The organism is Marinobacter alkalisoli, from assembly GCF_045449795.1.
Taxonomy (GTDB): domain Bacteria; phylum Pseudomonadota; class Gammaproteobacteria; order Pseudomonadales; family Oleiphilaceae; genus Marinobacter.
Genome location: NZ_JBJJLB010000016.1, coordinates 427,452 through 453,466, shown reverse-complemented (window position 1 = coordinate 453,466; position 26,015 = coordinate 427,452). Strand labels below are relative to the sequence as shown.

The 26,015-nt window shown below is 53.4% G+C and carries 23 protein-coding genes; 10 read left to right on the top strand and 13 right to left on the bottom strand.

Annotation, left to right across the window (positions count from 1 at the left end):
- Positions 1 to 13: 13 nt before the first annotated feature.
- The 4 genes from kdpA to ACJO3M_RS06635 all read right to left on the bottom strand — a co-directional run bounded on the left by kdpA (position 14) and on the right by ACJO3M_RS06635 (position 4,041).
- Positions 14 to 1,726: a potassium-transporting ATPase subunit KdpA gene (kdpA, locus tag ACJO3M_RS06650; protein ID WP_407000584.1), complete on the bottom strand. Its 1,713-nt coding sequence runs from the start codon at positions 1,724 to 1,726 to the stop codon at positions 14 to 16.
- 79 nt (positions 1,727 to 1,805) lie between these two features.
- Positions 1,806 to 1,892, bottom strand: coding sequence for a K(+)-transporting ATPase subunit F (gene kdpF, locus ACJO3M_RS06645; protein ID WP_407000921.1), 87 nt, complete (start codon positions 1,890 to 1,892; stop codon positions 1,806 to 1,808).
- A 128-nt stretch (positions 1,893 to 2,020) separates the two neighbouring features.
- Positions 2,021 to 3,391 carry a TrkH family potassium uptake protein gene (locus ACJO3M_RS06640; protein ID WP_407000583.1) on the bottom strand — a complete coding sequence of 457 codons (1,371 nt, stop codon included), beginning with the start codon at positions 3,389 to 3,391 and terminating at the stop codon, positions 2,021 to 2,023.
- Positions 3,388 to 4,041 carry a potassium channel family protein gene (locus tag ACJO3M_RS06635; RefSeq protein ID WP_407000582.1) on the bottom strand — a complete coding sequence of 218 codons (654 nt, stop codon included), beginning with the start codon at positions 4,039 to 4,041 and terminating at the stop codon, positions 3,388 to 3,390. Before ACJO3M_RS06635 ends, ACJO3M_RS06640 begins: the two co-directional genes overlap by 4 nt.
- Positions 4,042 to 4,252: 211 nt before the next feature.
- On the opposite strand from ACJO3M_RS06635, the gene ACJO3M_RS06630 reads away from it, so the two are divergent.
- Both ACJO3M_RS06630 and ACJO3M_RS06625 read left to right on the top strand, forming a co-directional pair.
- Positions 4,253 to 4,579, top strand: coding sequence for a hypothetical protein (locus ACJO3M_RS06630; protein ID WP_407000581.1), 327 nt, complete (start codon positions 4,253 to 4,255; stop codon positions 4,577 to 4,579).
- 2 nt (positions 4,580 to 4,581) lie between these two features.
- Positions 4,582 to 6,036, top strand: a complete 1,455-nt coding sequence (locus ACJO3M_RS06625) for a TrkH family potassium uptake protein (RefSeq protein ID WP_407000580.1) — start codon at positions 4,582 to 4,584, stop codon at positions 6,034 to 6,036.
- 129 nt (positions 6,037 to 6,165) lie between these two features.
- On the opposite strand, the gene ACJO3M_RS06620 is transcribed toward ACJO3M_RS06625, so the two are convergent.
- Positions 6,166 to 7,053 (bottom strand): LysR family transcriptional regulator, encoded by an 888-nt coding sequence (locus tag ACJO3M_RS06620; RefSeq protein WP_407000579.1) that lies wholly within the window; start codon positions 7,051 to 7,053, stop codon positions 6,166 to 6,168.
- Positions 7,054 to 7,169: 116 nt separating this feature from the next.
- Here ACJO3M_RS06620 and ACJO3M_RS06615 point away from each other — a divergent pair, with 116 nt between their 5' ends.
- Positions 7,170 to 7,835 carry a glutathione S-transferase family protein gene (locus ACJO3M_RS06615; protein WP_407000578.1) on the top strand — a complete coding sequence of 222 codons (666 nt, stop codon included), beginning with the start codon at positions 7,170 to 7,172 and terminating at the stop codon, positions 7,833 to 7,835.
- Here ACJO3M_RS06615 and ACJO3M_RS06610 read toward each other — a convergent pair.
- The 3 genes from ACJO3M_RS06610 to ACJO3M_RS06600 form a co-directional block, all read right to left on the bottom strand.
- Entirely contained in the window at positions 7,832 to 8,101 is a 270-nt protein-coding gene (locus tag ACJO3M_RS06610) for a hypothetical protein (RefSeq protein WP_407000577.1), read from the bottom strand. The genes ACJO3M_RS06615 and ACJO3M_RS06610 overlap by 4 nt on opposite strands.
- A 151-nt stretch (positions 8,102 to 8,252) precedes the next feature.
- Positions 8,253 to 9,410, bottom strand: a complete 1,158-nt coding sequence (locus ACJO3M_RS06605) for a hypothetical protein (RefSeq protein WP_407000576.1) — start codon at positions 9,408 to 9,410, stop codon at positions 8,253 to 8,255.
- A 189-nt stretch (positions 9,411 to 9,599) separates the two neighbouring features.
- Positions 9,600 to 9,851: a hypothetical protein gene (locus ACJO3M_RS06600; RefSeq protein WP_407000575.1), complete on the bottom strand. Its 252-nt coding sequence runs from the start codon at positions 9,849 to 9,851 to the stop codon at positions 9,600 to 9,602.
- Between the two features lie 275 nt (positions 9,852 to 10,126).
- On the opposite strand from ACJO3M_RS06600, the gene trxA reads away from it, so the two are divergent.
- From trxA to ACJO3M_RS06580, 4 genes are all read left to right on the top strand, one after another.
- A complete protein-coding gene (gene trxA, locus ACJO3M_RS06595; RefSeq protein ID WP_406984583.1) occupies positions 10,127 to 10,450 on the top strand; it encodes a thioredoxin in 324 nt (107 codons plus the stop codon).
- A gap of 136 nt (positions 10,451 to 10,586) precedes the next feature.
- Positions 10,587 to 11,540 carry a LysR family transcriptional regulator gene (locus ACJO3M_RS06590; protein WP_407000574.1) on the top strand — a complete coding sequence of 318 codons (954 nt, stop codon included), beginning with the start codon at positions 10,587 to 10,589 and terminating at the stop codon, positions 11,538 to 11,540.
- Between the two features lie 132 nt (positions 11,541 to 11,672).
- Entirely contained in the window at positions 11,673 to 12,092 is a 420-nt protein-coding gene (locus ACJO3M_RS06585) for an ACT domain-containing protein (RefSeq protein WP_407000573.1), read from the top strand.
- A 21-nt stretch (positions 12,093 to 12,113) separates the two neighbouring features.
- Entirely contained in the window at positions 12,114 to 13,829 is a 1,716-nt protein-coding gene (locus ACJO3M_RS06580) for a protein adenylyltransferase SelO (protein WP_407000572.1), read from the top strand.
- Between the two features lie 26 nt (positions 13,830 to 13,855).
- On the opposite strand, the gene ACJO3M_RS06575 is transcribed toward ACJO3M_RS06580, so the two are convergent.
- The 3 genes from ACJO3M_RS06575 to ACJO3M_RS06565 all read right to left on the bottom strand — a co-directional run bounded on the left by ACJO3M_RS06575 (position 13,856) and on the right by ACJO3M_RS06565 (position 17,461).
- Positions 13,856 to 14,452, bottom strand: a complete 597-nt coding sequence (locus tag ACJO3M_RS06575; RefSeq protein ID WP_407000571.1) for an NADPH-dependent FMN reductase — start codon at positions 14,450 to 14,452, stop codon at positions 13,856 to 13,858.
- A gap of 1,194 nt (positions 14,453 to 15,646) precedes the next feature.
- Entirely contained in the window at positions 15,647 to 16,297 is a 651-nt protein-coding gene (locus tag ACJO3M_RS06570) for a NirD/YgiW/YdeI family stress tolerance protein (RefSeq protein ID WP_407000570.1), read from the bottom strand.
- A 201-nt stretch (positions 16,298 to 16,498) separates the two neighbouring features.
- On the bottom strand, positions 16,499 to 17,461 hold the full coding sequence (locus ACJO3M_RS06565) for a hypothetical protein (protein WP_407000569.1): 963 nt from the start codon (positions 17,459 to 17,461) through the stop codon (positions 16,499 to 16,501).
- A gap of 243 nt (positions 17,462 to 17,704) precedes the next feature.
- On the opposite strand from ACJO3M_RS06565, the gene ACJO3M_RS06560 reads away from it, so the two are divergent.
- Entirely contained in the window at positions 17,705 to 19,660 is a 1,956-nt protein-coding gene (locus ACJO3M_RS06560; protein WP_407000568.1) for an alkaline phosphatase D family protein, read from the top strand.
- A gap of 64 nt (positions 19,661 to 19,724) precedes the next feature.
- Positions 19,725 to 20,735, top strand: a complete 1,011-nt coding sequence (locus tag ACJO3M_RS06555) for a sodium:calcium antiporter (protein WP_407000567.1) — start codon at positions 19,725 to 19,727, stop codon at positions 20,733 to 20,735.
- Between the two features lie 787 nt (positions 20,736 to 21,522).
- Here the strand turns inward: ACJO3M_RS06555 and ACJO3M_RS06550 are convergent.
- Both ACJO3M_RS06550 and ACJO3M_RS06545 read right to left on the bottom strand, forming a co-directional pair.
- Positions 21,523 to 22,203, bottom strand: coding sequence for a site-specific integrase (locus ACJO3M_RS06550; protein ID WP_407000566.1), 681 nt, complete (start codon positions 22,201 to 22,203; stop codon positions 21,523 to 21,525).
- A 168-nt stretch (positions 22,204 to 22,371) separates the two neighbouring features.
- Complete coding sequence (locus ACJO3M_RS06545; RefSeq protein WP_407000920.1) at positions 22,372 to 24,336, bottom strand: hypothetical protein; 1,965 nt, start codon at positions 24,334 to 24,336, stop codon at positions 22,372 to 22,374.
- 252 nt (positions 24,337 to 24,588) lie between these two features.
- On the opposite strand from ACJO3M_RS06545, the gene ACJO3M_RS06540 reads away from it, so the two are divergent.
- The gene (locus ACJO3M_RS06540) at positions 24,589 to 25,896 is read left to right on the top strand and encodes a carboxylate--amine ligase (RefSeq protein WP_407000565.1); all 1,308 of its coding nucleotides are present in this window, start codon (positions 24,589 to 24,591) and stop codon (positions 25,894 to 25,896) included.
- Positions 25,897 to 26,015: the final 119 nt, after the last annotated feature.

The window sequence follows — 26,015 nt, the reverse complement described above, 5'->3', positions numbered from 1 at the left end:
CGTCGTTCTCCAATCAGGACATCAGTGCCAGGACTTCAGCGATCGGGCCAAGCATCAGCACCGGCATAAAGCTAAGCAAGGTAAACATCACAATCACCGCCAGGGTCATCAGCCCGAAGGTGGGCGTATCAATGCTCAGGCTACCGCGACCTTCAGGAGCGGACCGTTTCGCCGCGAGCGAGGCTGCAACCGCCAGGGGCGCCAGGATTGGAATGAAACGACCGAGAGCGAGGTTGACCGCGCAGGTAACGTTCCACCAGATGCTGTCATCGCCAAGACCCTCATAACCGGAGCCATTATTGGCAAACGCTGAGGTGTACTCGTAAATGACCTGACTGATGCCATGGAAGCCAGGATTGGAGTTACCGGTCAGTGCCGGGAAGGCCATCGTGATGGCACTGAAACCCAGGATCAGCAGAGGCTGGATCAACAAGGCGATACACACCAACTTCATTTCGCGGGTTTCCAGAGCCTTACCGGCAATTTCCGGAGCCCGCCCGATCATCAGTGAGCCAAGGAACGCGGCCAGTAACAGGAACAAAAGGAAGCCAATCAACCCGACCCCAATGCCGCCAAAGGTGACGTTGATGAACATGTCGATCATCGGGATCATTCCGCCAATGGGGTTGAAGCTGTCGTGCATGCCGTTCACGGAGCCGTTAGACGTCTGGGTGGTCCAACTGCCCCACAGTGCAGTAGCGGACGCTCCGAAACGCACTTCCTTACCTTCCAGGTTGGGCCCATCTGCAGCCAGGCCAGAGAAGGCTGCGTTTGGCTGGTTTTCCGACCAGATGGCCACACAGGTAAGCGAGACAGACATCACGACCATCACGCCCATAACCACCATGGCCAGGCGGCGACGACCGGTCAGAAAGCCAAGGGCAAAGACCAGGGCAGCGGGAATCAGGACAAGGGAAACCGTCTGAACGAAGTTGCTCACAGGCGTCGGGTTTTCCAGTGGCACGCTGGAGTTAGGGCCATACCAGCCACCGCCATTGGTACCGACCTGCTTGATGGCGACCATCGGAGCGACTGGCCCGATGGGGATATTCTGTTCAGCCATCTCCGTTGTCTGGTCCAGCGGAATAGCAGTGCGGGCACCTTCATAGCTATTGGGAACTCCCTGAGATGCTATGATCAAGGCAACCACAACAGCAACCGGGAGCATGACCCGGACGACAGCACGGGTTATGTCCTCATAGAAGTTGCCCACCGAAACTGGACTACCTGTAGAGACCTGCGATTTTTTGTCACCGGGACCAAGCAACGTACGAACAATGGCAACCAGGGCCGCCATGCCAGCTGCCGGCGTAACCACCTGAAGCGTGACAATACCGAAGGTATGGGCCAGGTAACTCAACTGTGCCTGGCCGGAATAGTGCTGCTGGTTGGTGTTGGTCAGGAACGAGACCGCAGTGTGCAGGGCAAGATCCCAACTCATGGCATCGATATCGTCAGGGTTCATGAACAGAAAACCCTGGGCTATCAACAGTCCGAACACGATCAGCACCAAGACCAGATGCAGTTTGAGCAGGGCCTTTCCGTAGCCTTGCCAACTCATGGGTTGTGATGGATCAACTCCAAATAGACGGTACAGTCCGCTCTCAACTGGAAGAAAGACAGCACCTGCTGTTCCCTTTACACCGCTGAAAACTCCAGCAATGTACTTGCCCAATGGCCACGCCAACAGGAGCGTGACCGCATAGATGATAATGACCTCGTTCACAGCCGTTCCTCCAGGTCAATGAACAGGAAACACAGGCCAAAAAGCCCCAGAATGATGCCGATACCGATCAGTGCCATGGTCAGAACCTCTCGGGCCAGAGCAGGGCGGCGACCAGATAGGCGCCAACTGCAAGGGATACAATTAAAAGGAAAGTAGACACGCTCATACTCCTTCAGTGAGTGTGTCTCTATGGTGCTGGGGCGGGGCGTAAAAATTCGATGACCAAATCGGGGGCTGGCCGTAAAAAGAGCGTTAAAAAAAGGGTGAAGGGTCGGGCCGGTTTCCCGTCGGTGATCAGCCTACAGGAAACTCGGTTTTGGCGTAGCGCACATGGGACTTGCGCCTTACGGTCAGGGTGTAACCCAAAGTGAGAGGGCCAAGGCGACCGATCAGCATAACGGCCATGATCAGCAATTGGCCGGTAGTGCCAAGTTCCCCGGTTGTACCGCGGGAAAGGCCAACAGTGCCGAATGCGGAGACCACTTCGAAGGCGATATTCAAGAAGTCATCTTCCACCAGAGTACTCAGGGTCAGCACCGCGACAAACACAACAGCCATGCCGATGGTCGTGGTGGCCAGAACTTTGAGAACTGTCTCGTTACTCAAAGAGCGCCTGAAAAAACTCACATTCAGGTTGCCCCGCAAAAAGGAGCGGGTTGCCGCGATCAGAATGACGAACGTGGAGATCTTGATGCCACTCGCCGTAGAGTTTGGGGCGCCACCGATGAACATTAGTAGAAGCATCAACACACTGGTTCCGGCGGTTAACGCGCCGATATCGAGTGTGTTGAAGCCAGCTGTTCGTGGTGTTACCCCTTGAAACCACGCCGCCATGAGTTTGTCCCAGAAGTTATCCAGGGCGCCTAGAGTTGCCGGGTTGCCAAACTCAAGAAGTAGAATGGCGGCGGTGGCAACCAGGTTCAGGAGCAGAGTGGCCAGCAATATCACCTTTACGTAAACAGATAACCGGGACCAGCAGCGTTTATCCGCCAGCTCCATGATCACGATATAACCCAGGCCACCGGTTATAAACAGGGCAGTGACAGACAGGCTGATGCCCGGATGATCGACATAGGCTGAGAGGCTGTCCGGTGATAACGCAAAGCCCGCGTTGTTGAACGCGGATATCGTGTAGAACAGCGCCTGATAAAGCCCTTTAGCCCAGCCGAGTTCGGGCACAAAAAACAGTCCCAGAAGAACGATGCCGATGGCCTCAGCCGTCAGGGCAAAGAGCGCGATGGAGCCGCCGGCTCGTCGAGCGGTCTGGAGTGAGATCTCATTGAACGCCTCCTGGGCGACCAGCTGATGTTGCAGGCGAAGTTTGAAGCCCAGGGCGAGGGCGGTCAGCACTGCAAACGTCATCAACCCCAGGCCACCAAGTTGAATCAGCGTCAGAATCACCAGTTGTCCGAACAAGGTAAACTGACTGCCGGTATCGACAACCACCAGACCCGTCACGGTGACAGCAGAAGTTGCTGTAAACGCAGCCTCCATCCAGGTCACGGGTTCCACCGCGGCGAAGGGCAGTTTCAATAAACACGCACCGATACCAATGAGTACCAGAAACGCTTCAAGCAGGAGCCGGGGAGGGTTGATGCGCTCCTCACGATTAAACCCGGTGCCTTTTTTCCCATGCGACACCAGATCCAGAAAATGCACTTTCATAGGTGGTTGACGAGCTCTCTCAGATCCTCAAGATGACCGCCCAGCACAACCCGGTCTCCACTGCGAATCTTCCAGGTGCGATCCGGGTGAGGGTGGGCTTCGTTCATCCGCTTCACGACCAGTGCTTCAACTGGCGCTTTGCCAATGAGTTCACCGATCGTTTTGTCGATAAGATCATCGGTAGTATGAAAATCCACTATGAAGTAATCATCGTCCAGACCCAGGTAGTCATGCACCATCGGGTAATTCAATTCCTGGGAAATTCGGACGCCCATCTCGAACTCCGGTGCGATGATACGCGATGCACCGAGACGCTCAAGAATCCGGTGGTGCTGGTTTGTCAGAGCTTTTGCCCACACTTTTTTCAGACCCAGCTCTTGAAGTTGCAGCGTTGCCAGCATGGTGGCCTCAACGTTTCTGCCAATCGCCACTACCGCAGCGTCGTAAGTGCCAGCATTCAATTCTATAAGGGCGTTTTCATCGGTTACGTCGGCAATAACGGCGTGGGTTATTTCCTCAGCCAGTCGGTCGACACACTGTTCATCCGAGTCGATACCAAGAACTTCATGACCCAGACGGGTAAGCTCCCGAGCGATTGTTGCTCCAAAAACACCAAGGCCAATGACGATGAATTGCCGTTTTCCTACCATGAGCGAGGATGACTCCCTAGCGAGTGGTTATGAAGAAGCATAATCGAAGCAAATCCTCTCACAGACCAGGCGAGGGTTCTCTTTCAGCCCCGTAAAAATACCGTAAAAATTCATCGACAACCGTCCTAAATCTGCCACGGATATGGTTTGCTTACATTTTTGAAGCAAAGCTAACTTAATGAGGAACTTATCGGCGATGGGGCCACTTCGATTGAATCAAGGTTTAATTGGCCACGCCCTCATTGCCCTTGGGTGGCTTGGATTTTTGGCAGTGGCAAACCGACAGGCCGCTCAGCCGGTTACCTCCATTTTTCCGTACCTCGCGCCAGTCGTTTTCTTTGCCTGGGTTCATGGCGCCACCTGGGGTTTTTTGTTTGCCGGCTTGGCAACGCTGGCTGCTATTCCGGGCGATTACTTTTATACGCATACGAAAACAGACTTATTCTACGCCGGTTTCTCGACATACGCACAGTTGACCGGGGCCGCAATTGGCGTTGCGTTGGCCAAAATGATTCGTGAAAGGTCCGGACGATCCTGATCATGGCACTCTTCAATTTACTGCCTGTGGTACAAATTCTTGGGTTTCTGCTGATTCTGCTCAGCTTTCTGATGACGCTGCCAGTGAATTTGTTAATGTTTGGTGACACGCCGGATTGGTTGGCGTTCGTGAAGTCCGCAAGTATCTGTTTTGGTGTTGGTTTGTTGTGTTTTGTCAGTGCGGGTCGAAAACGACATGCGCTCAAACAGCGACAGATGTTTATCCTTACCGTATCGGCGTGGATTGTCATCCCATTGTTCTCGAGTCTGCCGCTGCTGTTGAGTGACCTGGAACTCAGCATTACCGATGCCTTTTTTGAAAGTATTTCCGGTGTGACAACAACGGGCTCCACTGTTATGAGTGGCCTTGATCATCTCCCGGACGATATTTTGCTCTGGCGTTCCATAATGCAGTGGATGGGGGGAATCGGGATCATCGGAATGGCCGTCGCAATCCTCCCATTCTTGAGGATTGGTGGCATGCGATTATTCGCAACGGAATCTTCCGAATGGACCGAAAAGGCAGTTCCACGAACCAACCGGCTGGCCAGGGGGCTTGTTGTCAGTTATCTGGTTCTGACAGTCAGTTGTATTTCTGTGTATTGGCTGCTTGGAATGGATTCGTTCAACGCGCTCAACCATGCGCTTACTACAGTGTCGACCGGCGGCTATTCCACGTCAGACAGTTCGATGGGGCAGTTTGATCAGCTATCCATACTGTTTGCGTCCACCATCTTTATGATGCTGGGAGGCATTCCATTTTTTCTTTTTGTCCGACTCTTGAGTGGTCAGGGCCAGCCCTTGCTACGAGATCGCCAGGTTCAATTTTTTCTGTGGTTTTTGTTCGTTGTTGCAAGCCTCGTTGCTTTTTATCGGGTGGTGAAGGACGGAACGTTTCCGCTGGATGCCTTTGTGCATGCCTTATTTAATGTGACATCCGTAGTGACCACCACAGGATACGCCTCTCAGGATTACTCGCTATGGGGACCTTTCGTGGTGGTGTTGTTCTTTTTCCTGACGTTTGTAGGAGGTTGTTCAGGCTCCACAAGCGGTGGCATGAAGATTTTTCGCTTTCAGTTATCAATGCTGCTGTTGCGGGAGCAGGTATTAAGACTTCTGCATCCGAGCGCGGTGATTGCGAGACATTACAATGGTCGAATTATAAGTGATGAAATTGTCGCGTCCAGCGTTGCGTTTTCCTTCATATTTCTGGCGACCCTGGCCGTTGTCGCTTCAATTCTGGCGTTGCTAGGGCTTGATCTGACAACGAGCCTGAGCGGTGCTGCCACTGCACTGGCAAACGTTGGACCGGGCTTGGGTGAAATTATCGGTCCGGCAGGAAATTTCCAGCCATTACCTGATGCCGCAAAATGGGTGTTGATGCTTGCAATGCTGTTGGGGCGGTTGGAACTCCTGAGTGTGTTCGTGATGTTTTCTCGTCATTTCTGGCGTAGTTGAAAACAAGGAGAATCGCGAACTTTCTGGACCGAACATGGGGCAGGGTCATTTCAATGCATCATCCAGATCGGTATCTTGGCGTGACCAACTATATGGCGCGTCACCCCGCCAAAGATTTTGCATGACTAACTACCGGAAACCCAAGCCACCAAGACGCTGATCTTCGGAAAAAGCCTTCGAAAGGTATCGCATAACCAGTTTGATACGTTCAACGTGCCGCAGATCGGGGTGGGTCAGTAGCCACAGATTTGATGTCTTCCCCGGCGGGAAAGTAAACAAGGCTTCCAGTTCCGGTCGCTGCTGGTCGTCCGGTAGGAGGGCCAGGCCATGACCGCTCTGGGCTAGCCAGGACATGGCCACCAGGTCGTCGCTGCGGGCAGCGATGCATTGCGCCAGTGTGCGCTCCAGCCAGGAAAATGCCGGTAGTCCCTGCATGCTGCCACTAGCGCCGATCAGTAGATGGTGCTGCAAGTCGTCCAATCCTGTCGGGAAGCCATGTTTTTCCCGGTAGGTGGGGCTGCCATAAACACTCCAGCCGATGGAACACACTTGCCGGCCAACCAGATGTTCAGGCGGCACATCCGTTACCCTGACGGCGATATCTGCCTGGCGGCTGTTCATGTTGACTTCCAGATTGCTGACCAGCAATTCGACCGTGATCTCCGGATAATCCTGGTTCAACCTGGCCAGATAGTCGGGCAGGTATCGATAAGCAAGGTTGTTGGGCGCAGTAATCCGGACCTTGCCCTTTGGCTGCACATCACGACCTGCGATTCGACGCTCCATATCGTTAAAGGCGCCGTCAACGCGATTGGCGATGTCCTTCAACTCCTCGCCCAGGGGCGTTAGCGCGTAACCGCCAGGCAGGCGTTCAAATAGGCGGGCACCCAAATCTTTCTCGAAGGCGTTCAACCGCCGAAACACAGTTGAGTGGTTCACACCCAGTATTCGGGCCGCGCCAGCCAGGGAGCCACTTTGTTCGATGGCGAGAAAGACTTTGAGTGAGTTCCAGTCCACTTGATGTTCCCTGTATTTGCAAAATTGCAATTTTATCTTTCCAATTTTGCGAATGTTGCTCGCTGAGTGCAAGCGCGATACTGAACCCGATCAGAATCCAATAAGGAGAACCGTCTATGAATAACGAGTTCGAGCTAATCACTCATGTACTGTGTCCATACGTTCAACGCTCGGTCATTGTCCTGAGTGAAAAACGAATTCCCTACCGGCGCACGGACATTGACCTGGCAAACAAACCAAAGTGGTTTCAGGATATTTCCCCGTTGGGCAAGGTGCCGGTGCTCGTGGTGGGGAAACGACAATCCCTTTTTGAGTCAGCTGTGATCTGCGAATACCTCAATGAGGTGACACCAGGCACGCTGCATCCGGAGGACCCATTGGAGCGCGCCGATCACCGCGCCTGGATAGAATTCGGGTCTGGTCTGTTGAATGGCATTGCCCAATTGTATAACGCACCAACACAGGAAGAGTTTGATGCCTCACGTAACAGGTTACGGGTACGATTCGGGCAATTAGAGAATCGGCTGGGCGGCGGTCCTTATTTCTCCGGGGAGAACTTTCAGATCATTGATGCTGTCTACGGTCCGATTTTCAGGTATTTCGATGTGTTTGAGTCTGTGGTGGACCTGGGCATTCTGGAGAATGTGGAAAAGGTTCATATGTGGCGGGACCGCTTGCGGACTCGGGAGTCGGTTCGCAAGGCGGTCTCCCTTGACTATCCGGATCGTCTGTTGGCCTTTGTTCGGGGAAGGGGGAGTTTTATGTCCCTACTGATGGCTTAGGCACATCGTTCAGGTTCGGCAACCGGCAGACGTCTGGCCCTGCCGGCAATCAGGGAACCCACCACGATGAGAACACTTGCCGCGATCACGGCGCTGGTGGCTTCTCCATAACCCGCCGCGATCAGCAAAACCACGGAAATGAGGGGAGCACTGTATGCCAGGGTACCAAGCAACTGGATGTTGCCGTGCTTCACGCCATAATCCCAGGTGAAAAAGGCAATACCAACCGGGACAGAACAGAGTATGACGACCAGATCAACGCACAACTGAAGGCCACCAGATAACCGTCCAGATTACTCGCCGCAAAACCACTGCTATTCCGCCCGATCAGGTAGTGGTGGGGTGTCATCATTGGATGAGTATATTTCCACTGAATATTTTGAGACGCCAGAAAGCTTTGGAGTTTATGGAACAGTATCAGAGCTTATTATCTCGGTAGAAGGCACGGCTTTTCTCGTAAACTGTGGACATATCTATCAGTACAAATCCCAGCCCCGATTCATGTAAGAAGAAGGTGTAAGCCTCCTCTGGGGGAAGACTTTGCCAATATTCAGGGATGCTGCTTTCCCGTTGGTTGATCGCAGGATAACGGGAATGCTCAAAGTAGCCGGCTTCAGTACTGTCGTAGGCGACGGCAAGTGGTTCGGGGGAGGTTATCAATGTGTACCGCAGCAGGCCAGGATAGGTAGCCGTTATGGCGATGACGCAAAGCAGGGCAGCAAGCCCCAGGCGCTCCGCCAGGGGAGCACCTTTCCCAAGCCGGATCCCCAAGGCACCTGCCAGCAGCCCCGTAGAAACAAATGGCCAGAGTGGCAGGTCACCAGCAACGAGGTAATTGGTGAGCATCATGTAGTCAACAAGGGCATAGGTGCCAAGGCCGGCAAGAAGAATTAACTGCACGACCATGCCTTTGTGTTTCAATAAGTTGAAGTGGTTTGCCAATGGCCCGGTTCGCTCGACCGGGGTTGATGTAAAATCCGCGTTGCCTGTTATCACAGTAAGCGCTTTGACAAGAGGAGCCTCGTGGATGAGGGCTTCCACCCTCGTCTTGGGTTTCCCCAAGGCGCTGCCAAAGCTTATGCGATGATCCGGGTGGCCCTCCCTTAAAAAAAGGTAGGGCTGAAGCCGGTAGGTTCGCCTGTCAGTTACGAGGCTGAGTCTTGATTGCTGAAGAGCCTGAGCCATGTTCCGGAATCCGGTAACGGGGGTCAGTTCAATTTTCCGGATGGTGTTTAACGGAATGCGGTGGTCTCCGGTGGTGAGCCCCATGAGCCCGAGGCCGGTCAACCGCGGGATGTGAATGGTGAGGTTCTCGCTGTCCAGTTCCAACCAGACCTGGCGATTGACATACGCCACGGCGCAACCCAGCAGCAGACACAAAGCGAACAGGTACAGTTCGAAAGGCACGTTACCCTGTTCGTCCAGCAAAAGCTGGCTGAAATCCAGATCATCAACGTTAGGCAGCTCCAGTAGCAGCAGACTTCCGAGCAGAAATGTCAGCAATGCTCCGAGGACTGCAAACAAGTGGCTTGTCTTGAGGATGCTGGAGGAGTAACGAAAGCGCTGTTTACCCATGGTTCAATGTCGTCCCTGAATCTGTAAGTTAGGCGTCTATATTCTTCCTTGTCCGGTTTTGTCCTTTGGTCCTGATACAGCGCTTGAAATGCTATTGGGTGATCGGCGGGATGGCAAGCGGTTCAATTCACACCTTTCAGATAAAACGCACCGTCCCTGGTGCCAAGACGCAGATGAAACATCTAAAGATCAACCGCTGTTTTTGGAACGTACTTCACCACGGATAACGATCTGACCGCTGTACGGGGCCGGTTCGGCAGGATCATTCTTTGCGTCGCGATCCTGAATTTCACCGCGAATCACGATCTGACCGCTATAGAGAGCGGGCTGAGCCTGTTCGGAGCGGGGCTCGTCTGATTTGCGGTCTGCCAGGGTAGCGTGTGCGGGCAGGGCAGCGACGGTAACAAGTGACGCGAGGGTAAACAGTGCAATTTTGCGCATTTTAGTTTCTCCTGGGTTCGAATGATTTCAGCTGAGACCGATGTCGCCAATCGACTCGATATCAGATGAACGAAGTATGGAACCGGAGAATGGCGAGGAATAATTCTCAAACAGTATGGGGTACATCATTCCCTATGATGGGCCTTTCGCCTCTGAACGGTATGTAAAAGCACTCATCATTCTGGGAAATAGGACTTATATGGCCCCGCAATTGGTTTTTGAGCGTTCAGCGTCGCAATGTGTCACCGAGGCAATCCAGTTAAGGAGACAATGTTATGAGCAACATTATTAATGTGACAGACGCAAACTTTGAGCAAGCGGTGGTTCAGAGCGATCGGGCAGTGCTGGTGGATTTCTGGGCACCGTGGTGTGGCCCCTGTAAGACAGTCGCCCCCATGTTGGAGGAAATCGCCGATGAGTTTGGTGACGAGCTGACCATTGCCAAAGTGAACGTGGACGACAGCCCGGACATCACTGCAAAAATGCGTATTCGGGGGATTCCGACGCTGGCCCTGTTTCAGGACGGAGGGGTTATTGCCCAAAAAACTGGAGCTGGCAGCCTGGGTGAATTGAGGACCTTCGTAAAAGGGCACTTGTAACGCAGATCCAAAGCCTCCTTAACAGGAGGCTTCCTGGTATAGAAGCTCGCAAACCACACCTTTTCCGGAATTTCGTCATTGCGATCAAACTACTTGCCAGCCAGACTGATCAGGGTCCCATTTCCAGGAATGCCAAATGAAAACGCAAGAGCTTCAGTTGCTGTACATCTTCGATGCCATAATGACCGAGCGCTCAGTTACCCGCGCAGCGGATCGGCTCGCGATGACCCAGCCTGCGGTATCCAACGCGATTTCAAGAATGCGTCAGATCTGGAACGATCCACTTTTTGTCCGTAAAGGGCGGAACATTGAACCAACTTCCTATGCGGTGAGTCTTTGGCATCAGGTGGGGGATCACATATACGCTCTCACCAACGCGGTCAGCGCCACACAGTTTGAGCCGGCAACATCAAAGCGGAAATTTCGCATCGCGGTAACGGATGTAACGGTTGAGATGATCTGGCGTCAGCTGCTTGAACTGCTGGAAAGTGAGGCTCCTGGTGTGGATGTCCATGCCGTTCCGTACACCCCCGAGGGAACCTACGACGACTTGCGGGAAGCACATGTGGATCTGGCCGTGGGCATGCTGAATCAACACGACCACAGCCTGCGAAGCACATGGCTGTTCGAAGGTGGGTATGTACTGGCGATGCGTGCGGACCATCCGCTTGCGGGCCGCCAGATTACAATGGAAGAATTTCTTGATGCCCGGCACCTGCTTGTGACGATGTCCGGGGATGCTCACGGTTTCGTGGATAGCTATCTCGACCAGAAAGGCCAGAGTAGACGGATCGCCGCGACAGTGAACCATTTTTCAATTGTTCCCCGGATACTCCGGGAATCAAACCTGATTGCGTCTGTTCCCGAGTTGATCAGTCAGGATTGTGGCTTCGTGGACGGATTATGGATGGGAGAGCTTCCGTTTGAAGTGGACCCAACCAGCTTGTACCTCATCTGGCACACCCGCCATGACCGCGATCCCGGGATTGTCTGGCTCCGAAATCATGTGGAACGGCTTCTACGGGAACGCTGGCACGACATCATGACCAACTCTCCGTGCGGCTATTCGGCTACCAGAGCCATCGCTTAAGCTCTGACTCGAATCCAGACCATTACTCGAAGAAAAACTTCTGCCGGTATGTCACAGTAGTATGAGCGCTAGTTCCGACAACCAGGGGCGGAAAACAATATTTGTTCATAATAGGCCGAAGGATAGCTAGAGATGATGCGACCACAGTTTCTCCAGGATTTGATAAAACAGCTCTCGCCAAAACTGGATTCGACGTCCTATGTCTACTGCACAGTGCCAAAGGCAAAATACGGCGAATTGGAACACCTCAAGCCCATCGTCAGCATTGCCGAACTGGAAGGCCTTACCCTGGTTATTCCTCTTGAGGAGGCCAAAGCCGAGGGCCTGGACTATTACCGGGTTTTTCGTCGCATCACCCTGGAGGGCCACTCCAGCCTGGAAGCCCTGGGCCTCACATCTGTGGTAACCAGCCTGCTGGCCGAGCGGGGCATTACCACCAATGTCATCGCAGGGTTTTATCACGACCACATGTTCGTACCCAGCGATCGCATTGATGAGGCGATGGAAGCACTGAAGGAGCTCGCCAGCCAGCCGAATGTTGGCAATGATTAAACCAACGCATGAGGAGTCCCAATGATAGAGCGACGTCACCGGCAAATGCCCACAAGTGTCGCGACCCTCGACGATCTCGCACCGTTGGCAGACTATTCATTCATGGACACGCTCAACTGCGATCCTGAGGGGAAAGCAAACGGAGCTGACCACGCGCCACGACAGGTCTTCTCGGGGCACTATGTTCCGGTCAAACCCACGCCAATCGAAAACCCCGAATACGTCGCGCATGGGAAAAATCTGTTTCGCGAACTGGGTTTTGCCGACAGCATGGCGCAGTCCAGCGACTTCGTCCGCATGTTCTCCGGCGACTTATCCCGGGTTCCGGAGCCTCTGCGCAATGTCGGGTGGGCGTGTGGCTACGCACTTTCCATCTACGGCACCGAATTCTACCAGCAATGCCCGTTCCAGACCGGCAATGGCTACGGCGACGGTCGCGCTATTTCGGTGCTTGAGGCCGCCATCAACGGGCAGCGCTGGGAAATGCAGTTGAAAGGGGCAGGGCGCACACCCTACTGCCGCGGCGCGGACGGCAGGGCCGTTCTGAGATCCAGTGTGCGGGAGTTCCTGGCCCAGGAGCATATGCACGCACTCGGTGTACCTACGTCACGGTCTCTGAGTCTGTACGTGTCAAAGACCGAGCAAGTCAGGCGACCGTGGTATTCAGAGGGCTCACGCTCAATAGACCCCGATATCCTTATACTCGAGCCAGTTGCCATCTCCACGCGTGTTGCGCCGTCGTTCATTCGGGTAGGGCAGCTCGAGCTTTTTAGTCGTCGAGCCCGCAAGCAGGAACACCCGCAGGCGATGGAGGAGCTCGAGAAAATCATCCTGCACCTGATCGATCGTGAGTACGGTGACGTTATCGACCAGACACTGGCCACCGCCGAAAAAGTGGTGTTGCTTGCACGTGAGTTCCGCAGCCGACTGACGTCGCTTGTTGCGAACTGGATCCGTGTTGGCTACTGCCAGGGAAACTTCAACAGCGACAACTGTGCGGCGGGCGGCTTTACGCTCGACTATGGACCCTTTGGATTCTGCGATGTGTTTGATCCGCAGTACCAACCATGGACCGGTGGCGGACATCACTTCGCGTTCCTCAACCAACCAGCAGCGGCCGAACGCAACTTTCACTCGTTTTGTTCGGCGGTTCGGCCGTTGCTGGCAGGGCATCCAGACTGTCTGCGGCAGCTGGAAGAGATTCAAAGTGATTTCCCGAAAGTGATGCAAGCGCAAATGGAGAAGATGTGGGCTGCCAAGCTTGGACTTGACGTTTTTGAGGCGGATTTGTTCCGCGAGTTGGCAACGCTGATGATGCAAACGCCTGTTGATTACACCCTATTCTTCCGGGAACTCTCGTCGTTGCCAGATGACATTGAGCCACTCAAGAAGAGCTTCTACAAGGGCCCGACCAATGCTGCAGACCCCGAAGGGATAGACAAGCGCTGGTCAGCGTGGCTCACAAAATGGCAATCGCTCACTCAATCTCGCTCTCCTGAGGAGCTTTCGAGTCAGATGAAGCTCGTCAATCCAAAGTACAGTTTGAGGGAGTGGTTCGTTGTGCCTGCTTATCAGCAAGCGGCAGCGGGGAATTACGCTTTGCTGCGAGAACTGCAGGACGTGATGACGCAGCCATACGCCGAGCAATCGGAGGACGCAGAGAAGAAATACTACAGGCTGAAGCCGCCGGAGCTCTTTGAGGTTGGAGGGTCGTCACACTATAGCTGCTCGTCGTGACCGGGTATCACCAGCCTCAGATTGCCTCACTCGTGGCGCTCTCCCATCTGTCGGAGGACTTCTTCCAGGCTAACTTTCGCACACACCGTATCCTTTACGTACTCTATCAAGTTGGTCGCGGAGCTTCGGATCAGCTTTTCCATATCCGCATCCAGGCAAGCGCTGTCGGGATCAAAAATCTGCTGAACCTTGGCAACCGAAACCACGGCTGGCAACGGAATGGCACCCACATGCGCACAGATGGCCCTCAACTGCTCTGTGGATTTGATCGCGCCGATCACTCCGGCAGCCACGCCCAGCAATGAAACAGGCTTGTTTGCCAACATACTTGGAAAGCCCAGATTATCAATTGCCAGTTTCATTGGGCTGCTGATTCCCCCGTGATACTCCGGCGAGGCCAGCAACACAGCCGTGGAATCCTTTACTGTGTTCTGGAACTGTTCGATGGCATCGGGATTTTTCGCAGGCAGCCCTGGCAACGGCAAATCCAGGTGCTCCAGGTAGATCGGTGTCACTTCCACATCCGGGTATTTGGCCAATTCGTCCAGCGCCAGATTTAACGCCAGTGATGTATAGTTGCCTGGGCGGACACTGCCGCAGATAGTTGCGATCTTGATGGGCATGGTCATATTCCTATGGATTCGTGACGTGTCGAAAACCCGGTACCAACTCAACGTGGATATCGGTCAGAGAGTTGAGAGGGACTGAGCCCTAACTCGAGTTTTCCAACGGTTTGCAAAATATAACCGTAGTTCATGGCTGTTATCTCTACCAGATGGGAATCGTTTGAGATTCGCTGATAGTTCGTCCACCGAATAGTTTCTTTTTATTTTCCAGGCACCTGCCATACTGGACGGGTCGCGGAAGAGGGCGCTTTCACGGCCCCCTTTGGCTTCGAGGAGCGGCCGACGCCATTGCTGCACCCAATGCACCGGATTCTCCTGAAGGCAGGACATAAAGCAAAATGGTAAAAGTTCTATTGAAGGGGTTCGATGAAATTTTGGATTTTTGCTTCCAGCGTTGACTTGCTTGTCTTTAAGTGGCGGCAACAGAGAGAAGGGCATCCGATCTGGGCATCGCCAACGACCGGAGTTAAACAAAAGCGAACATTGGTAAGCCATCCGCAAAGATGCACGTTTCTGATGGGTACCGGCCCTGGAATATCGGCATCTGCCTGAGGCCAAAAAAGGTGTTGGTGGCTATCTGATGGACTACTACAACCGGCAAAGACCTCATACGTTCAACGGTGGCATTTCTCCTGTTGCAGCAGAGGAAAACCTTAAAATACTGTCCGGGATTAGTTGACCACTACATTTCGCGGACCGTGACGAGAGCAAGCAAAATCGCCAATCCAAATACGACTGCGCCCAATACGAACATTCCCATTCGAGGTCCAAGTCAGTCGGCGAGACCGCTGACGGTGATGGCCGCGATAGCACTTAAATATCCGTTACCGCACGGAGATTTGGCTTCCCTACCGTGGTGTCATGCCCTGGTGGATTGCAATGTGGTTTCCAAGCTGCTTTCGCTTCGGTGGAATTTTACTGATAGTTGGTGAGGGAGCGTTCAAGCCTCACGTCGCCAGCATTTGTAGAGCGTCAACGATCATGTCCGGTCCACCGTTAATTTTGTTGGCCGGTCGTTAGTGCCTGCCGACTCAGAACAACAACGCCATTGACGAGTTATTGCCCCACAATTGGAAGCAGCCTATAGCTGACAAAGTGTGATGGCCGGACGCTTGCTGTGGTCTAACACATAGCCGTTAATGCAAAAACCCCGCTTTGGGAGCGAGGTTTTCTCTGATCGGCGAAAAGTACTTAAGAGCTTTCGTCATCTAGTGTGACTACGGTCTCCGCCATCAGTTCCTGGTTTTCGAAGGTCCCATAATCAATGTTGCCGGTGACCGTTACGAGGTCGCCCTCATTGATTTTCTGGTACCCCTCGTCATCCATCGGATTGTAGGGCATGAGGGCGGTATCCACCTTCATTGCCTGTGAAGCGGAATCAATGGTGAATTCACGCCCGTCGACAGAGTCCACAGTACCCGTAAGGATCAAATCTCCAACATCAATGGGTACGGTGGGTGCTACGTCGAGATCCGAGAAGCTCTCTTCATCTGCGGCACTGGCAAAGAAGTAAGTGCCGAGATTTTCGACATAGACACTGCTGGCTTCAATCTTCGTGTTTTCAAAAGTGTCATCGTCTACTTCTCCATAGACTGTCACTTTATCTCCGGATAGGACTTCACCGTCCTCTTCGTACCAGTCCCAATCGTCCATCTCGACAGTAACGAGTCCGCTACCGTAGTCTAGCGTGAAATTATCAGCTGCCGTGCTGGTTACGGTGCCGCTCAGGGTAATCCAGGAGCCATCCGATCTCAGGTATGGAGAGTCGGTGGCAGCAAACACCGCTGTTGGTGCTGCAATCAACGTTGATGCAATGGCAATGGAAAGTGCAGTGCGTTTCATAATCAAACCTCCTTGAGGTTCACTTTGGTGTCCGAGACATATGTGAATACGGTAGTAACCGAACACCTTCACCGTATCCGTTGTTCTACTCTCACGATGCACTCAAAGATTTGAAAAAAAAGGTCATTTAAGTCTTTGTAAGGTTCCGGAAATTACCTATCTTACCAAATGCTGTTCGTAAAAAATTGGAAAAACAGGGATTTAAATTATTTCAACCCCTTCGCATTTGTATCGGCCTATTAATGTATCCTCTTGAAGAACGTTGCCATCGAGGTCAAAGCAGAACAGCCAGGTTTCAGTGCGCTCACCGACTTCCACACTTTTCAGGCCCACACATTCATTGGGGTAGCCGGGGATAATCTTGAACGAGGATATGCCCCGTTCCGGTACGCGCTCGCCAACGGTTAGGGTGCGTATGTTGCTGAAATCCTCATCCGCTATGACCAGCGTATTGGCTCCTCTTTCTCGTTCGTCGATTGGCTCATCGAAGGGTTCGGTTGAGATTTTGCGTGGGAAAAAAAGCCACTCCCTGCGATAGGGATGCCATTCTGCGGCCTCATGAATTACATAACCGTCCGGACCGACGGCCAGTGCGTCCCGGATGCGCTGGTAGTTTTCCCGCCAGTCGATGCTGTTTAGCCCGTATTTGCGGTCTAATATTTTGATCCACTCTTCCCGGGGCTTTTTGCCGTGGCTACCGACAACCATGTCGTCACCCTTGAGAGTGGCCCACTCGCTTTTGAAGCCCTTGAACTTTTCATCACCGCTTCCCGTCATCAGAATGTGGCGAGGCACCAACTGGTTCTCATTGCGGATTTCGCACACCAGGCCGGTACGGTCATCAAAAGTGATCAAGTGCTTGCCGAACTTGACGAGTTCGGAAAATTCCGCACCACGGCCCCCTTCAGCGATCAGGCTGATCAGGTGGTGTTCACCGCCCTGGTCTTCCGGAATTTCCTCCAGACGATAGCTGACTTTGCCAGTGTCCGGATTTACGTCGCGGTAGAGTTTGTCGTATCGAAGTGTTGATTGCCAGGCGGTCTGGCCGTCATCCAGCTCAACCTGTGATGCGTGATCTTCATCGGTAATGATGGCGAGGGTATATTCACGGGTTTCTGGCCCGTAGCGTTCAAGACGTACAATATCTGCAGTTTCGTGGGTCATGATAATCCTTACGGCGTTAAAGTTTTTTACCTTGGACGACTGCATCGGATATTGCCAGCCGCGGCAGCCGGTTGTCGTAAGTTATCCTGAGCTTTATGGTAGCTTTCAGTCAGGTGAATTTTGCGATTGGATAATTGCATTTTGTCACCTAACGTCGCATGGGAAGCCCCTGCAGTCACTGGGTAAGGTACAAGGAAATATCGAGGGAATAATAAAGACCATAAAGTGTGTCGGGGATATTAAATGAGCGAACAGACTTTGCAGTCACCTCCGCCGGTGTTGGCTGGGCCGCTTCTCAGGCACACGACCGTTGACAGGCTTACATTCTGGCTAGTGGGATCCTGTTCGCTGATCCTGCGGCTGCAACTTTATAGAGAAGGTTCAGGCGAGCCATGTTTTGATCGGGTATTGACTGAGCAGGAAGTCACCCGAATACGAGTCGGTGCTTCCGCCTATCTGCATTTGATCGACATTCAACCTGATGATGCGTTACCCGTGAACACCCGCATCGGGTACGACCTCGGCGTATGCGTTTCGGAATCTGGTGAAGATGGCGGAGATAACGAGTCCTGGATACAAGAGTGGGCGACTCATCTGTGTATGCCTGGAACCAGCAGACCAGATTTTGTTATTAAGGATCGACTGGACCGTCTGGTCCATGGGTCATGTCGTCGGCCACACTCCTCGGCAGCCGACGGCCTGGTGAGGTTGGACGAAAAGCTTCAGGAAGCTGGGTCTGACATTGAGAAACGACCCGCCTTGATGTTGATGACCGGGGACCAGATCTACGCCGACGATGTCGCCGGTCCGATGCTTCGGGCCATACACAGCCTGGTCGATTGTCTGGGCCTCTATGATGAAGTGCTCACCGGGAGTTCAGTCAGCGATAGCAAGGCGTTGAGGGACAACCCGGACACCTACTTTCACCGGGAGAAGTTGCTACCGGATATCCGCAGTAACGAGGCGCTGGTCGAGCGTTTCTTTGGTGGTGTCAGAAAACCGGTTTTCACCACCACCAGTGCCCACAACCACCTGATCTCCCTGAACGAAGTCCTGGCCATGTACCTGCTGGTCTGGTCGCCGGTTTGCTGGCGTCTGATTACAATGGAGCAACCCGCTCTGTCCTCGAAAAATGCTGAGATTTATCAGCAACAACAAGTCGCTATCGATAACTTTGTCGCAGGATTGCCCCGCGCGTCACGGGCATTGGCACATCTTCCCACCTACATGATTTTCGATGACCATGACGTGACGGATGACTGGAATCTGTCCGCTCTCTGGGAAGCTACTACCTACGAACATCCGTTTTCCCGCCGCATCGTCGGCAATGCCGTGATTGCCTACCTGCTATGCCAGGGCTGGGGCAACAACCCCGATGCCTTCGATGGCATCATGCCGTCAATCAAAGAACTGGCGAGGTCAGCCGAACGGAGCGGTGAATTTGATCCATCCCGGCAGGATCATCTCATTGATAACCTGTTGCAGTTCGAACACTGGCACTACAAGCTGCCTACTTCGCCCCGCATTGTGGTGCTGGACACCCGCACCCACCGATGGCGCAGTGAGCTTAATCGTGCCAGGCCCTCGGGCCTGCTTGACTGGGAGGCGCTGACCGAATTCCAGCAGGACATAATGGATGAAAAGGCCGTGATCGTTGTCTCTCCTGCGCCCATGTTTGGCGTCAAACTGATTGAAGCGATCCAGAGCGCGTTCACTTTCTTTGGCAAACCACTAGTGGTGGATGCCGAAAACTGGATGGCCCACCGCGGTGCGGCCAGTGTATTGCTAAACATCTTCCGCCACTCACGCACGCCGGAAACCTTCGTGATCCTTTCCGGCGACGTGCACTACTCCTTCGCCTACGACGTTCGCCTTCGCCACAGGCCGGACCGGCCCCGAATCTGGCAGATCACCAGTAGCGGCATCAAGAACGAGTTCCCTCACACACTCATGGAGTGGCTGGACCGTATCAACCGTTGGCTTTACGCGCCCTGGTCGCCACTGAACTGGTTTACCAAGCGACGGCGTATGCGGGTAACACCCCGGGAACCGGAGGGCCGTGAAGCCGGTGAACGGCTATGGAATGCCGCGGGTATCGGCCTGGTGGAACTGGACGATGGGGGCGCACCGATTTCAATAGAGCAACTAAATTCCGGCTCGGGCGGCACAAGGTTCCCGCAGCCAGAGCCCTATCGATGAACCTCAAAATGGCCCTGGGAGCCAACGAACGGGAGGATTTATTCTACAATTACTAATCTGGACAGTGGTCGCTGTCATCGGCACAGCGGTAGTGTGGAAGGGCAGCGGCCTGCTCGAATCTGCCAGTGAACGCCTATCTCTTTATTATCGGCTGCCCGAAATTGTTCAGGGCGCGATTGTTGTCGCTATTGGTTCCAGTTTTCCCGAGCTGGCGACAGTGGTGGTATCGACGTTGGTGCACGGGGAATTCGAGCTGGGTGTTGCGGCCATCGTAGGCTCGGCTCTATTCAATATCATGGTCATACCCGCACTGTGCGGGCTGGTCGCCAAAGATCAGTTAATGACGAATCGGGACCTGGTTTATAAAGAAGCGCAGTTTTACATGATCGCAGTCGCGGCGCTGCTGCTGATGTTCTCGTTTGCGGTGATTTACAACCCAATGGAATCCAATGGGGACGGCCTTCGGGGTGAACTCACTCGTTGGCTCGCCATCATGCCGCTGGTGCTTTACGGGATCTACGTCTTTGTCCAGTACCAGGACACAATGGACTATCAGTCCGATGAAGACGTGTCCCACGTTCAGCCCGGAAAAGAATGGGCTCGTCTGGCCGGTGGTCTGGCTCTGATTCTCATAGGTGTGGAAGGGCTCGTTCGGGCGGCCGTTAACTTTGGCGATATTCTGGGCACCCCAAGCTTTCTGTGGGGTATTACTATCGTAGCGGCGGGCACCTCAATTCCGGATGCCTTTGTCTCAGTTCGAGCCGCCCGCAATGGCAAAGGCATCACCAGTACGGCCAACGTACTGGGGAGTAACATCTTTGATTTACTCTGCTGTATTCCGATCGGGGTGCTGATTGCCGGCACAGCGGTCATCAATTACTCAGTAGCAGCCCCGATGATGGCGGTTCTGACATTCGCGACACTGGTACTGTTTCTGATGATGCGAACGGACATGATTTTGAGCCGCAAAGAGTCCTGGAGCCTACTGACGATGTATGGCCTATTTGTGGTCTGGATGGGGCTGGAGTCGGTTAATCTGACCAATCTGATCGTCAACTTTCCGCCCGGTGCCTAACGATTCAGTGAACTTAGGCCGGTCTGTGGGAGCTGGCCAGTAACTGATTCAAAACTTGAAGTTTAACCAAGCTGATTCTCCTCAGTTTTCTGATGACCTTGTCTGTGAACCTTCTTATGCTTGGCGATACGCCAGATTGGCTGGCGTTCGTGAAACCTGCAAGTATCTGTTTTTGTGTCGTCCTAGTGTGCTTTTAAACGTGCCGGTCGTAAATGCCATACCCTGAAAAAAACGCCAGATGTTCATACTCACTGTGTCGGCGTGGATAGTCATTCCTTTGTTCTCGAACAGCCCGTACTACTGAGCGACCTTGGGCTGAGTGTTACCGACACTTTTTCCGAGAGCTTCGCCGAGGCGAGGCAACAACCACGTGCTCCACCGTAATGAGTGGTCTTGATAAGTGACGGGGTCATTCGGCCCGGCAAAAAGGTCCGTTTTGTGGTCGATCTGAATGTCCGCTTTGCGACCACACTGAACTTCACGCTTCAGTTGACCAAACCATCTCTAATGCAATGAAGCACACGTTTGGTGGGGCAGGGCAGCTATGGGTCGCCGCTATCAACAAGACTCATGGCAAGTGGGCTGAAATCCGCTAAGCAAACCTGTGGCATTCCAGGGGCGTTTGAACTGTGATAATGAATGCGCTCAAAAGTTTATTCGTTTGCTGGACTAACCAACATATTTGTATCCGGCATCCTGCAACGCTTCCTTCAGTGACTCCTCGGGAGGTTCTTCGTAAATGAGCGTTGTTGATGGGGAAACATGGCCAGCGATTTTTTGAGCGACTTTAACTGACTTTTTTTTGTTCATGAATGATATTGGTTATTAAAGTCCTCCGGCCACTGTGGGAGCTGGCTCTCTCAATGCCTGCCCAATGCCTCTGCATGAGAGCGAAGTGTTCCTGGAGAGTATTGGGAGAATAGGGGCCTCCTTTTTGAGTCAGGAATAGAGGATCCGTCTTTTTTACTGAGGGGTGCGCTGCCAGGCGGATCGTAAGGTAATTTTTTATAGCCGTTCTCAGTGCAGCGTCATTCATTGGAAGATCGCGCGATTTACCACGATGTTTTTTGACATCAGGATAAAAATCCTCCGGTTTGATCTCGGCGCCGGCCTTGGCCATGGCTTCAATTCGCTGAACAAGCTGGTGGAAATCGTGAACACTAAAACTTACCCGACGCCGCTGGTACGTGGATTTGGACCGCTTTAACGCATCGGCACCTTTAGTGTAAGCCGCAGGCAACGCCAGGATTTCTTTCAGTTTGAAAGAGCGCTGGCCAGAGCTTTCAGGGCCGAGCTCGGCAACGTCCTTGATCTGGAGAAGCGCGATTTCCTGGACTCGCAATCCGAGCTTGAAGCTGATCTGAACCAGCGCTGTGTTCTTTTCCGGGTAGCGATGCTCTTGGATCACATGCAAGAGGTGGGCGAACTGTTCGGGCGTGAGAACACGTGCCTGGCCGGTTTTGCTCATCTTGGAAGCTCTTTGTAAAACGCTCAAATGCAAGGATAGGGCAAACACAAAATCCGTAATAATGTTATTTGAACGCATACTGTACTGCGCATAATGTATATTATGTTAAATACGGTATGTGATGCGTGCAGCTGAGTTCGTAATCTCCCTCCTTCAGAACCAACCCACTTACTCATAACTCGCGGCCCAACTGGTACGCCCAAGCTCAATGGCACGATAAACATCTGCCTCAGGAACCACCAACACATCCCCCAGTTCCCTCGGGTCGTAATGAAAGACACACAAACGCGAAGCAAACTCAGCGAACGGCAGCGATGCTTCGCCATAGCGCTCACCATTACTCTCTGTTGAGCAGTTGATACCCTGGCCCCAATCCTGGCCGCTGTCATTGTTGGGATTAAAGAAGTAGATGCGCATCTCGCCAACGCGATCAAGATTGGCACGGATGATGGTTATGGCGTGGCGTCCAACGAGGCGTCCGCCACTGTCGGTGACAGCGATACCCGCAGGTTGCGGATGGATGACGGGTATGTTGCCGTTGTAATAAGGGTGATAGCTGGCATAAAAGTGGCGGATGAAGCTCTCATAATCATGGATCTTTCCTGTTGTCCGGCTAATGACACTGAGAAAACCGTGCCCTACCCACCAGCCATACATTTCAGGATTGATCCAGCGGTGCAGGTCGTCGTCGCGTACTCCGCACAGTCGCCCCATCTCGCCATAAATGCGGTCAAGGTGCGGTGCCAGAATCAATGAAACCGGATCCACATCGGTTGGAGGTTCTTTTGCAAGGCCTGCCTCCAGGTGCTGCGATGTGATGTGTTGGCCCTCAAAACGCATGATGACATCGTCATCGCGAGCACCCCAGGCCACCAGCTGCAACAGATAGTCAACATCGTTGAAGGACCACATGGAAAGGCCGATGACCGACTGGCAAGTCGGGTTATTACCCTGGCCAACACCCAGCGGCTGCCCCAGAAGGCTCAGTACACCGGCCAGCAAAAACACCCGCGGAGGGTGCGCATTACCGAAAACCGTGCTCAGTTTATCGGATGCAGCTTGGCTCAATTTCAGTTCCAGTTGCCGCCACAGGGCTGAAGCCACGGGCGGTGTGAAGAGAGAGCCACGCTCAAGAAACATGGCCAGGCCATAAACGGCCTGACTGGTTTCCGGATGAACAACCTGGTCAATCAGCTCAAACACAATCTGGCGGTAACACTGGAGCACATCGTTGCCGGTAATACTCAGGCCCAGAGCCAGAGGTATCAGATCATCCCGGTGTCCACGCAGGTGCCGTATCAGCATGGGGTGATACGGTGAAACCATGCCCGTTTCGTGCATCCCAATGGCAAAGCCTTGCGCCTCTTCGGTTAGCGCGACTTCGTCCATGGCGGCCAGGCGCTCGCCGTAAACGGTAAAGCCCGGATCATCTCGGCAGCCTGTCGTTGGACCGAACAAAGCGCTGACAAGGCGCGCTGCTTTGTCCATGCCCGAAGTTTCGATTTCCGGATCAAACAGGCATTTGGCAATCTGGCTGACCATCTGCTTGATACTGTCCGTTTGTATCGGGCGCTGCGCCAGCAAACGGTGCACTTCCTCCACCAGGCTGTCGAGAATACTCTCGTAGCCCAGTCTGCTGAGCAGGTACTGATAGAGTGAAGTGACTATGTGCCCTAGCCCTTGCGGCCGCTCCCTATCCGCTTCGCTCATCTGGCCTGATAACAGGTCCAGATTCAGTGCAGTCACCTGGGTCAGAAAATGTCTGGCCTGCTCCGCTGAAACTCCGGGATGAAGATAATCGCCCATGGCCACGGCAAGCAGTCGAAGCTCACTCAGGGCCTCAATGGCCGCGTAAGCCGGGGTTCCCTGGCGTAACGTTCGCACGGCCAGTGCAGGCCGAAGAATGGCAGGCCGGTCCCAGTCACTGTTGGTGAAGACGCCCTTGGCTTCTATAGCCGGTACCCGGGCGTACAACGCGTCCAGTCCGTCGGGGGCGACCATAACGTGAAGTACCGCTTCCAGTACCTCTGTGTTTGGGGCTACAGGGTCGCTCAGGCGAGCAAACGCAAGCTGTTCCAGGGCCTCGTCAAACGTCGCAACAGAGGCGGTGGTATCTGAATCAGAGCCGGGAATAGTCACAATATCATCCTTGCTTGCCTTGATGTGCCATTTGATATCACCCAAACCCAAAGATGCTCTTAAGGCAATCCAGAAGCAAACGATTCCGGGGCTTTCGTTTCCATTTGAAACCTGAGCGACTATATTGAGGTTGATGGTTGGGATGTATTGATCCCCTTTAAACGACATTGCCTCAACGCTCAGTTTGTCTGGTGCGCTCCAATGTCGGCGCAGTTTGTCCGGGTAAACCAGCAAGGAGAAGATCAAATGTCTATGGCATCGGAGAAAGAGTTACCCAAAGAGGTAGCAGCCTGGCTTGACCCCGATATGGACTCGGTTAAAGGGACCGAGACCCCTAAGGATCCAAAGAAAGGTTACATCGCCCTGCTTGGCTGGAGCGTTAATGCGATCAAGGCTGCGCAGAAGTTTGACCGCCGCTATATCGTTGTTGCTCCGGATTGGGCTGCGGATTTCTGTACCGCAAACAAGATTCCTTTCATTCCATGGGATTTTATCCGTCTGAATGATCGGTCTCTGGAGATAGCCGAAAAGCTGAAAGCGGAAGGCGTTGATGTCGCCATACCGCTGTTCGAGGAAACCGTTGAGTGGTCAGGGGCGATCAACTCTGTCCTCCTTAACAACCCCCGCATGTACGGGCAGTCCATTCTGTTCCGTGACAAGGCTTTGATGAAGCGCCGTGCTCAGCTTGGCGGTATTCGTGTCGGGATCTTCGAAGAGGCGCACGAGAAAGAAGACATCATCCGCTTCATGAAGCGCGTCAACCAGACGCTGCTCAAACTGGATGGTGACCCGGATGACCCGATTCACGTCAAGGCATTCGACAAGGCCGGTTGCCTCGGCCACCGAATGATCCGCACGATAGAAGAAATTGACAACATCCCGACGGAAGAATATCCCCTGCTGATGGAAAGTCACCTGGATGGCTGGGAGTTTGCCGTTGAGGCCTGGATCCACGATGGCAAGATCAAGTTCCTGAACATTTCTGAATATGTAACGCTTGGCTACTCGGTTTTCGTTCCTGCTACCGAGCAACTTGAGAGCTGGCGTAACGCGATCACCAAGCAGATCGAGTTGCTGATCAAAACGTTCGATATCCAGTTCGGCCTGATTCATCCCGAGTACTTCGTCACTGCTGATGGCGAAATGTACTTTGGGGAAGTCGCCTATCGCCCGCCCGGGTTCAAGGCTTTTGAGCTTATCGAGAGGGCCTACGGATTCAATGCGTACCAGGCTTCCATGCTGGTGTTTGACCCTAAAAGCACCAAAGAGGAAGTCGATAAGTTCTTCCCTCGTCCGGTGGTCGACGCGAAAGGTTACGCAGGTTGCTTCGGTGTGTATCCAAGACGTCGTGTGGTCAGCAAGCTGGAGATGCCCAAAGAAACGATTGAGCACCCCTACTTCGAGTCACACGAACTGGTTGCGCCCACCGAAGAGACCGTTCCTGACCGGTCGGCGTTCGGTACTCACTGGGGGCTGGTCTTCTTCTTTGGTGACGATCCGATCAAGATGCGGGATCTGCTGAAGGCTCAGGAGGAGCTGGACTTCTACGTCTAGCGGCCTGCCAAAGCCATTCAGTTGTCGCAAATGAGGTGTCCATGATTCTGGTTATCGCAACTCCAGAATCATGGATAGTCCTGAGCCCGCCCTGCCCCGGTACACCCCTTTTAAACTTG

What these genes read in the sequence shown, in the direction of transcription:
- ACJO3M_RS06560 (WP_407000568.1), top strand. Translation starts at nt 17,705, where the DNA reads ATGAGCGAACAGACTTTGCAGTCACCTCCGCCGGTGTTGGCTGGGCCG.
- ACJO3M_RS06585 (WP_407000573.1), top strand. Translation starts at nt 11,673, where the DNA reads ATGATGCGACCACAGTTTCTCCAGGATTTGATAAAACAGCTCTCGCCA.
- ACJO3M_RS06575 (WP_407000571.1), bottom strand. Translation starts at nt 14,452, where the DNA reads ATGCCCATCAAGATCGCAACTATCTGCGGCAGTGTCCGCCCAGGCAAC.
- trxA (WP_406984583.1), top strand. Translation starts at nt 10,127, where the DNA reads ATGAGCAACATTATTAATGTGACAGACGCAAACTTTGAGCAAGCGGTG.
- ACJO3M_RS06640 (WP_407000583.1), bottom strand. Translation starts at nt 3,391, where the DNA reads ATGAAAGTGCATTTTCTGGATCTGGTGTCGCATGGGAAAAAAGGCACC.
- ACJO3M_RS06605 (WP_407000576.1), bottom strand. Translation starts at nt 9,410, where the DNA reads ATGGGTAAACAGCGCTTTCGTTACTCCTCCAGCATCCTCAAGACAAGC.
- ACJO3M_RS06570 (WP_407000570.1), bottom strand. Translation starts at nt 16,297, where the DNA reads ATGAAACGCACTGCACTTTCCATTGCCATTGCATCAACGTTGATTGCA.
- ACJO3M_RS06580 (WP_407000572.1), top strand. Translation starts at nt 12,114, where the DNA reads ATGATAGAGCGACGTCACCGGCAAATGCCCACAAGTGTCGCGACCCTC.
- kdpF (WP_407000921.1), bottom strand. Translation starts at nt 1,892, where the DNA reads ATGAGCGTGTCTACTTTCCTTTTAATTGTATCCCTTGCAGTTGGCGCC.
- ACJO3M_RS06550 (WP_407000566.1), bottom strand. Translation starts at nt 22,203, where the DNA reads ATGAGCAAAACCGGCCAGGCACGTGTTCTCACGCCCGAACAGTTCGCC.
- ACJO3M_RS06540 (WP_407000565.1), top strand. Translation starts at nt 24,589, where the DNA reads ATGTCTATGGCATCGGAGAAAGAGTTACCCAAAGAGGTAGCAGCCTGG.
- ACJO3M_RS06590 (WP_407000574.1), top strand. Translation starts at nt 10,587, where the DNA reads ATGAAAACGCAAGAGCTTCAGTTGCTGTACATCTTCGATGCCATAATG.
- ACJO3M_RS06615 (WP_407000578.1), top strand. Translation starts at nt 7,170, where the DNA reads ATGAATAACGAGTTCGAGCTAATCACTCATGTACTGTGTCCATACGTT.
- ACJO3M_RS06600 (WP_407000575.1), bottom strand. Translation starts at nt 9,851, where the DNA reads ATGCGCAAAATTGCACTGTTTACCCTCGCGTCACTTGTTACCGTCGCT.
- ACJO3M_RS06625 (WP_407000580.1), top strand. Translation starts at nt 4,582, where the DNA reads ATGGCACTCTTCAATTTACTGCCTGTGGTACAAATTCTTGGGTTTCTG.
- ACJO3M_RS06565 (WP_407000569.1), bottom strand. Translation starts at nt 17,461, where the DNA reads ATGACCCACGAAACTGCAGATATTGTACGTCTTGAACGCTACGGGCCA.
- ACJO3M_RS06635 (WP_407000582.1), bottom strand. Translation starts at nt 4,041, where the DNA reads ATGGTAGGAAAACGGCAATTCATCGTCATTGGCCTTGGTGTTTTTGGA.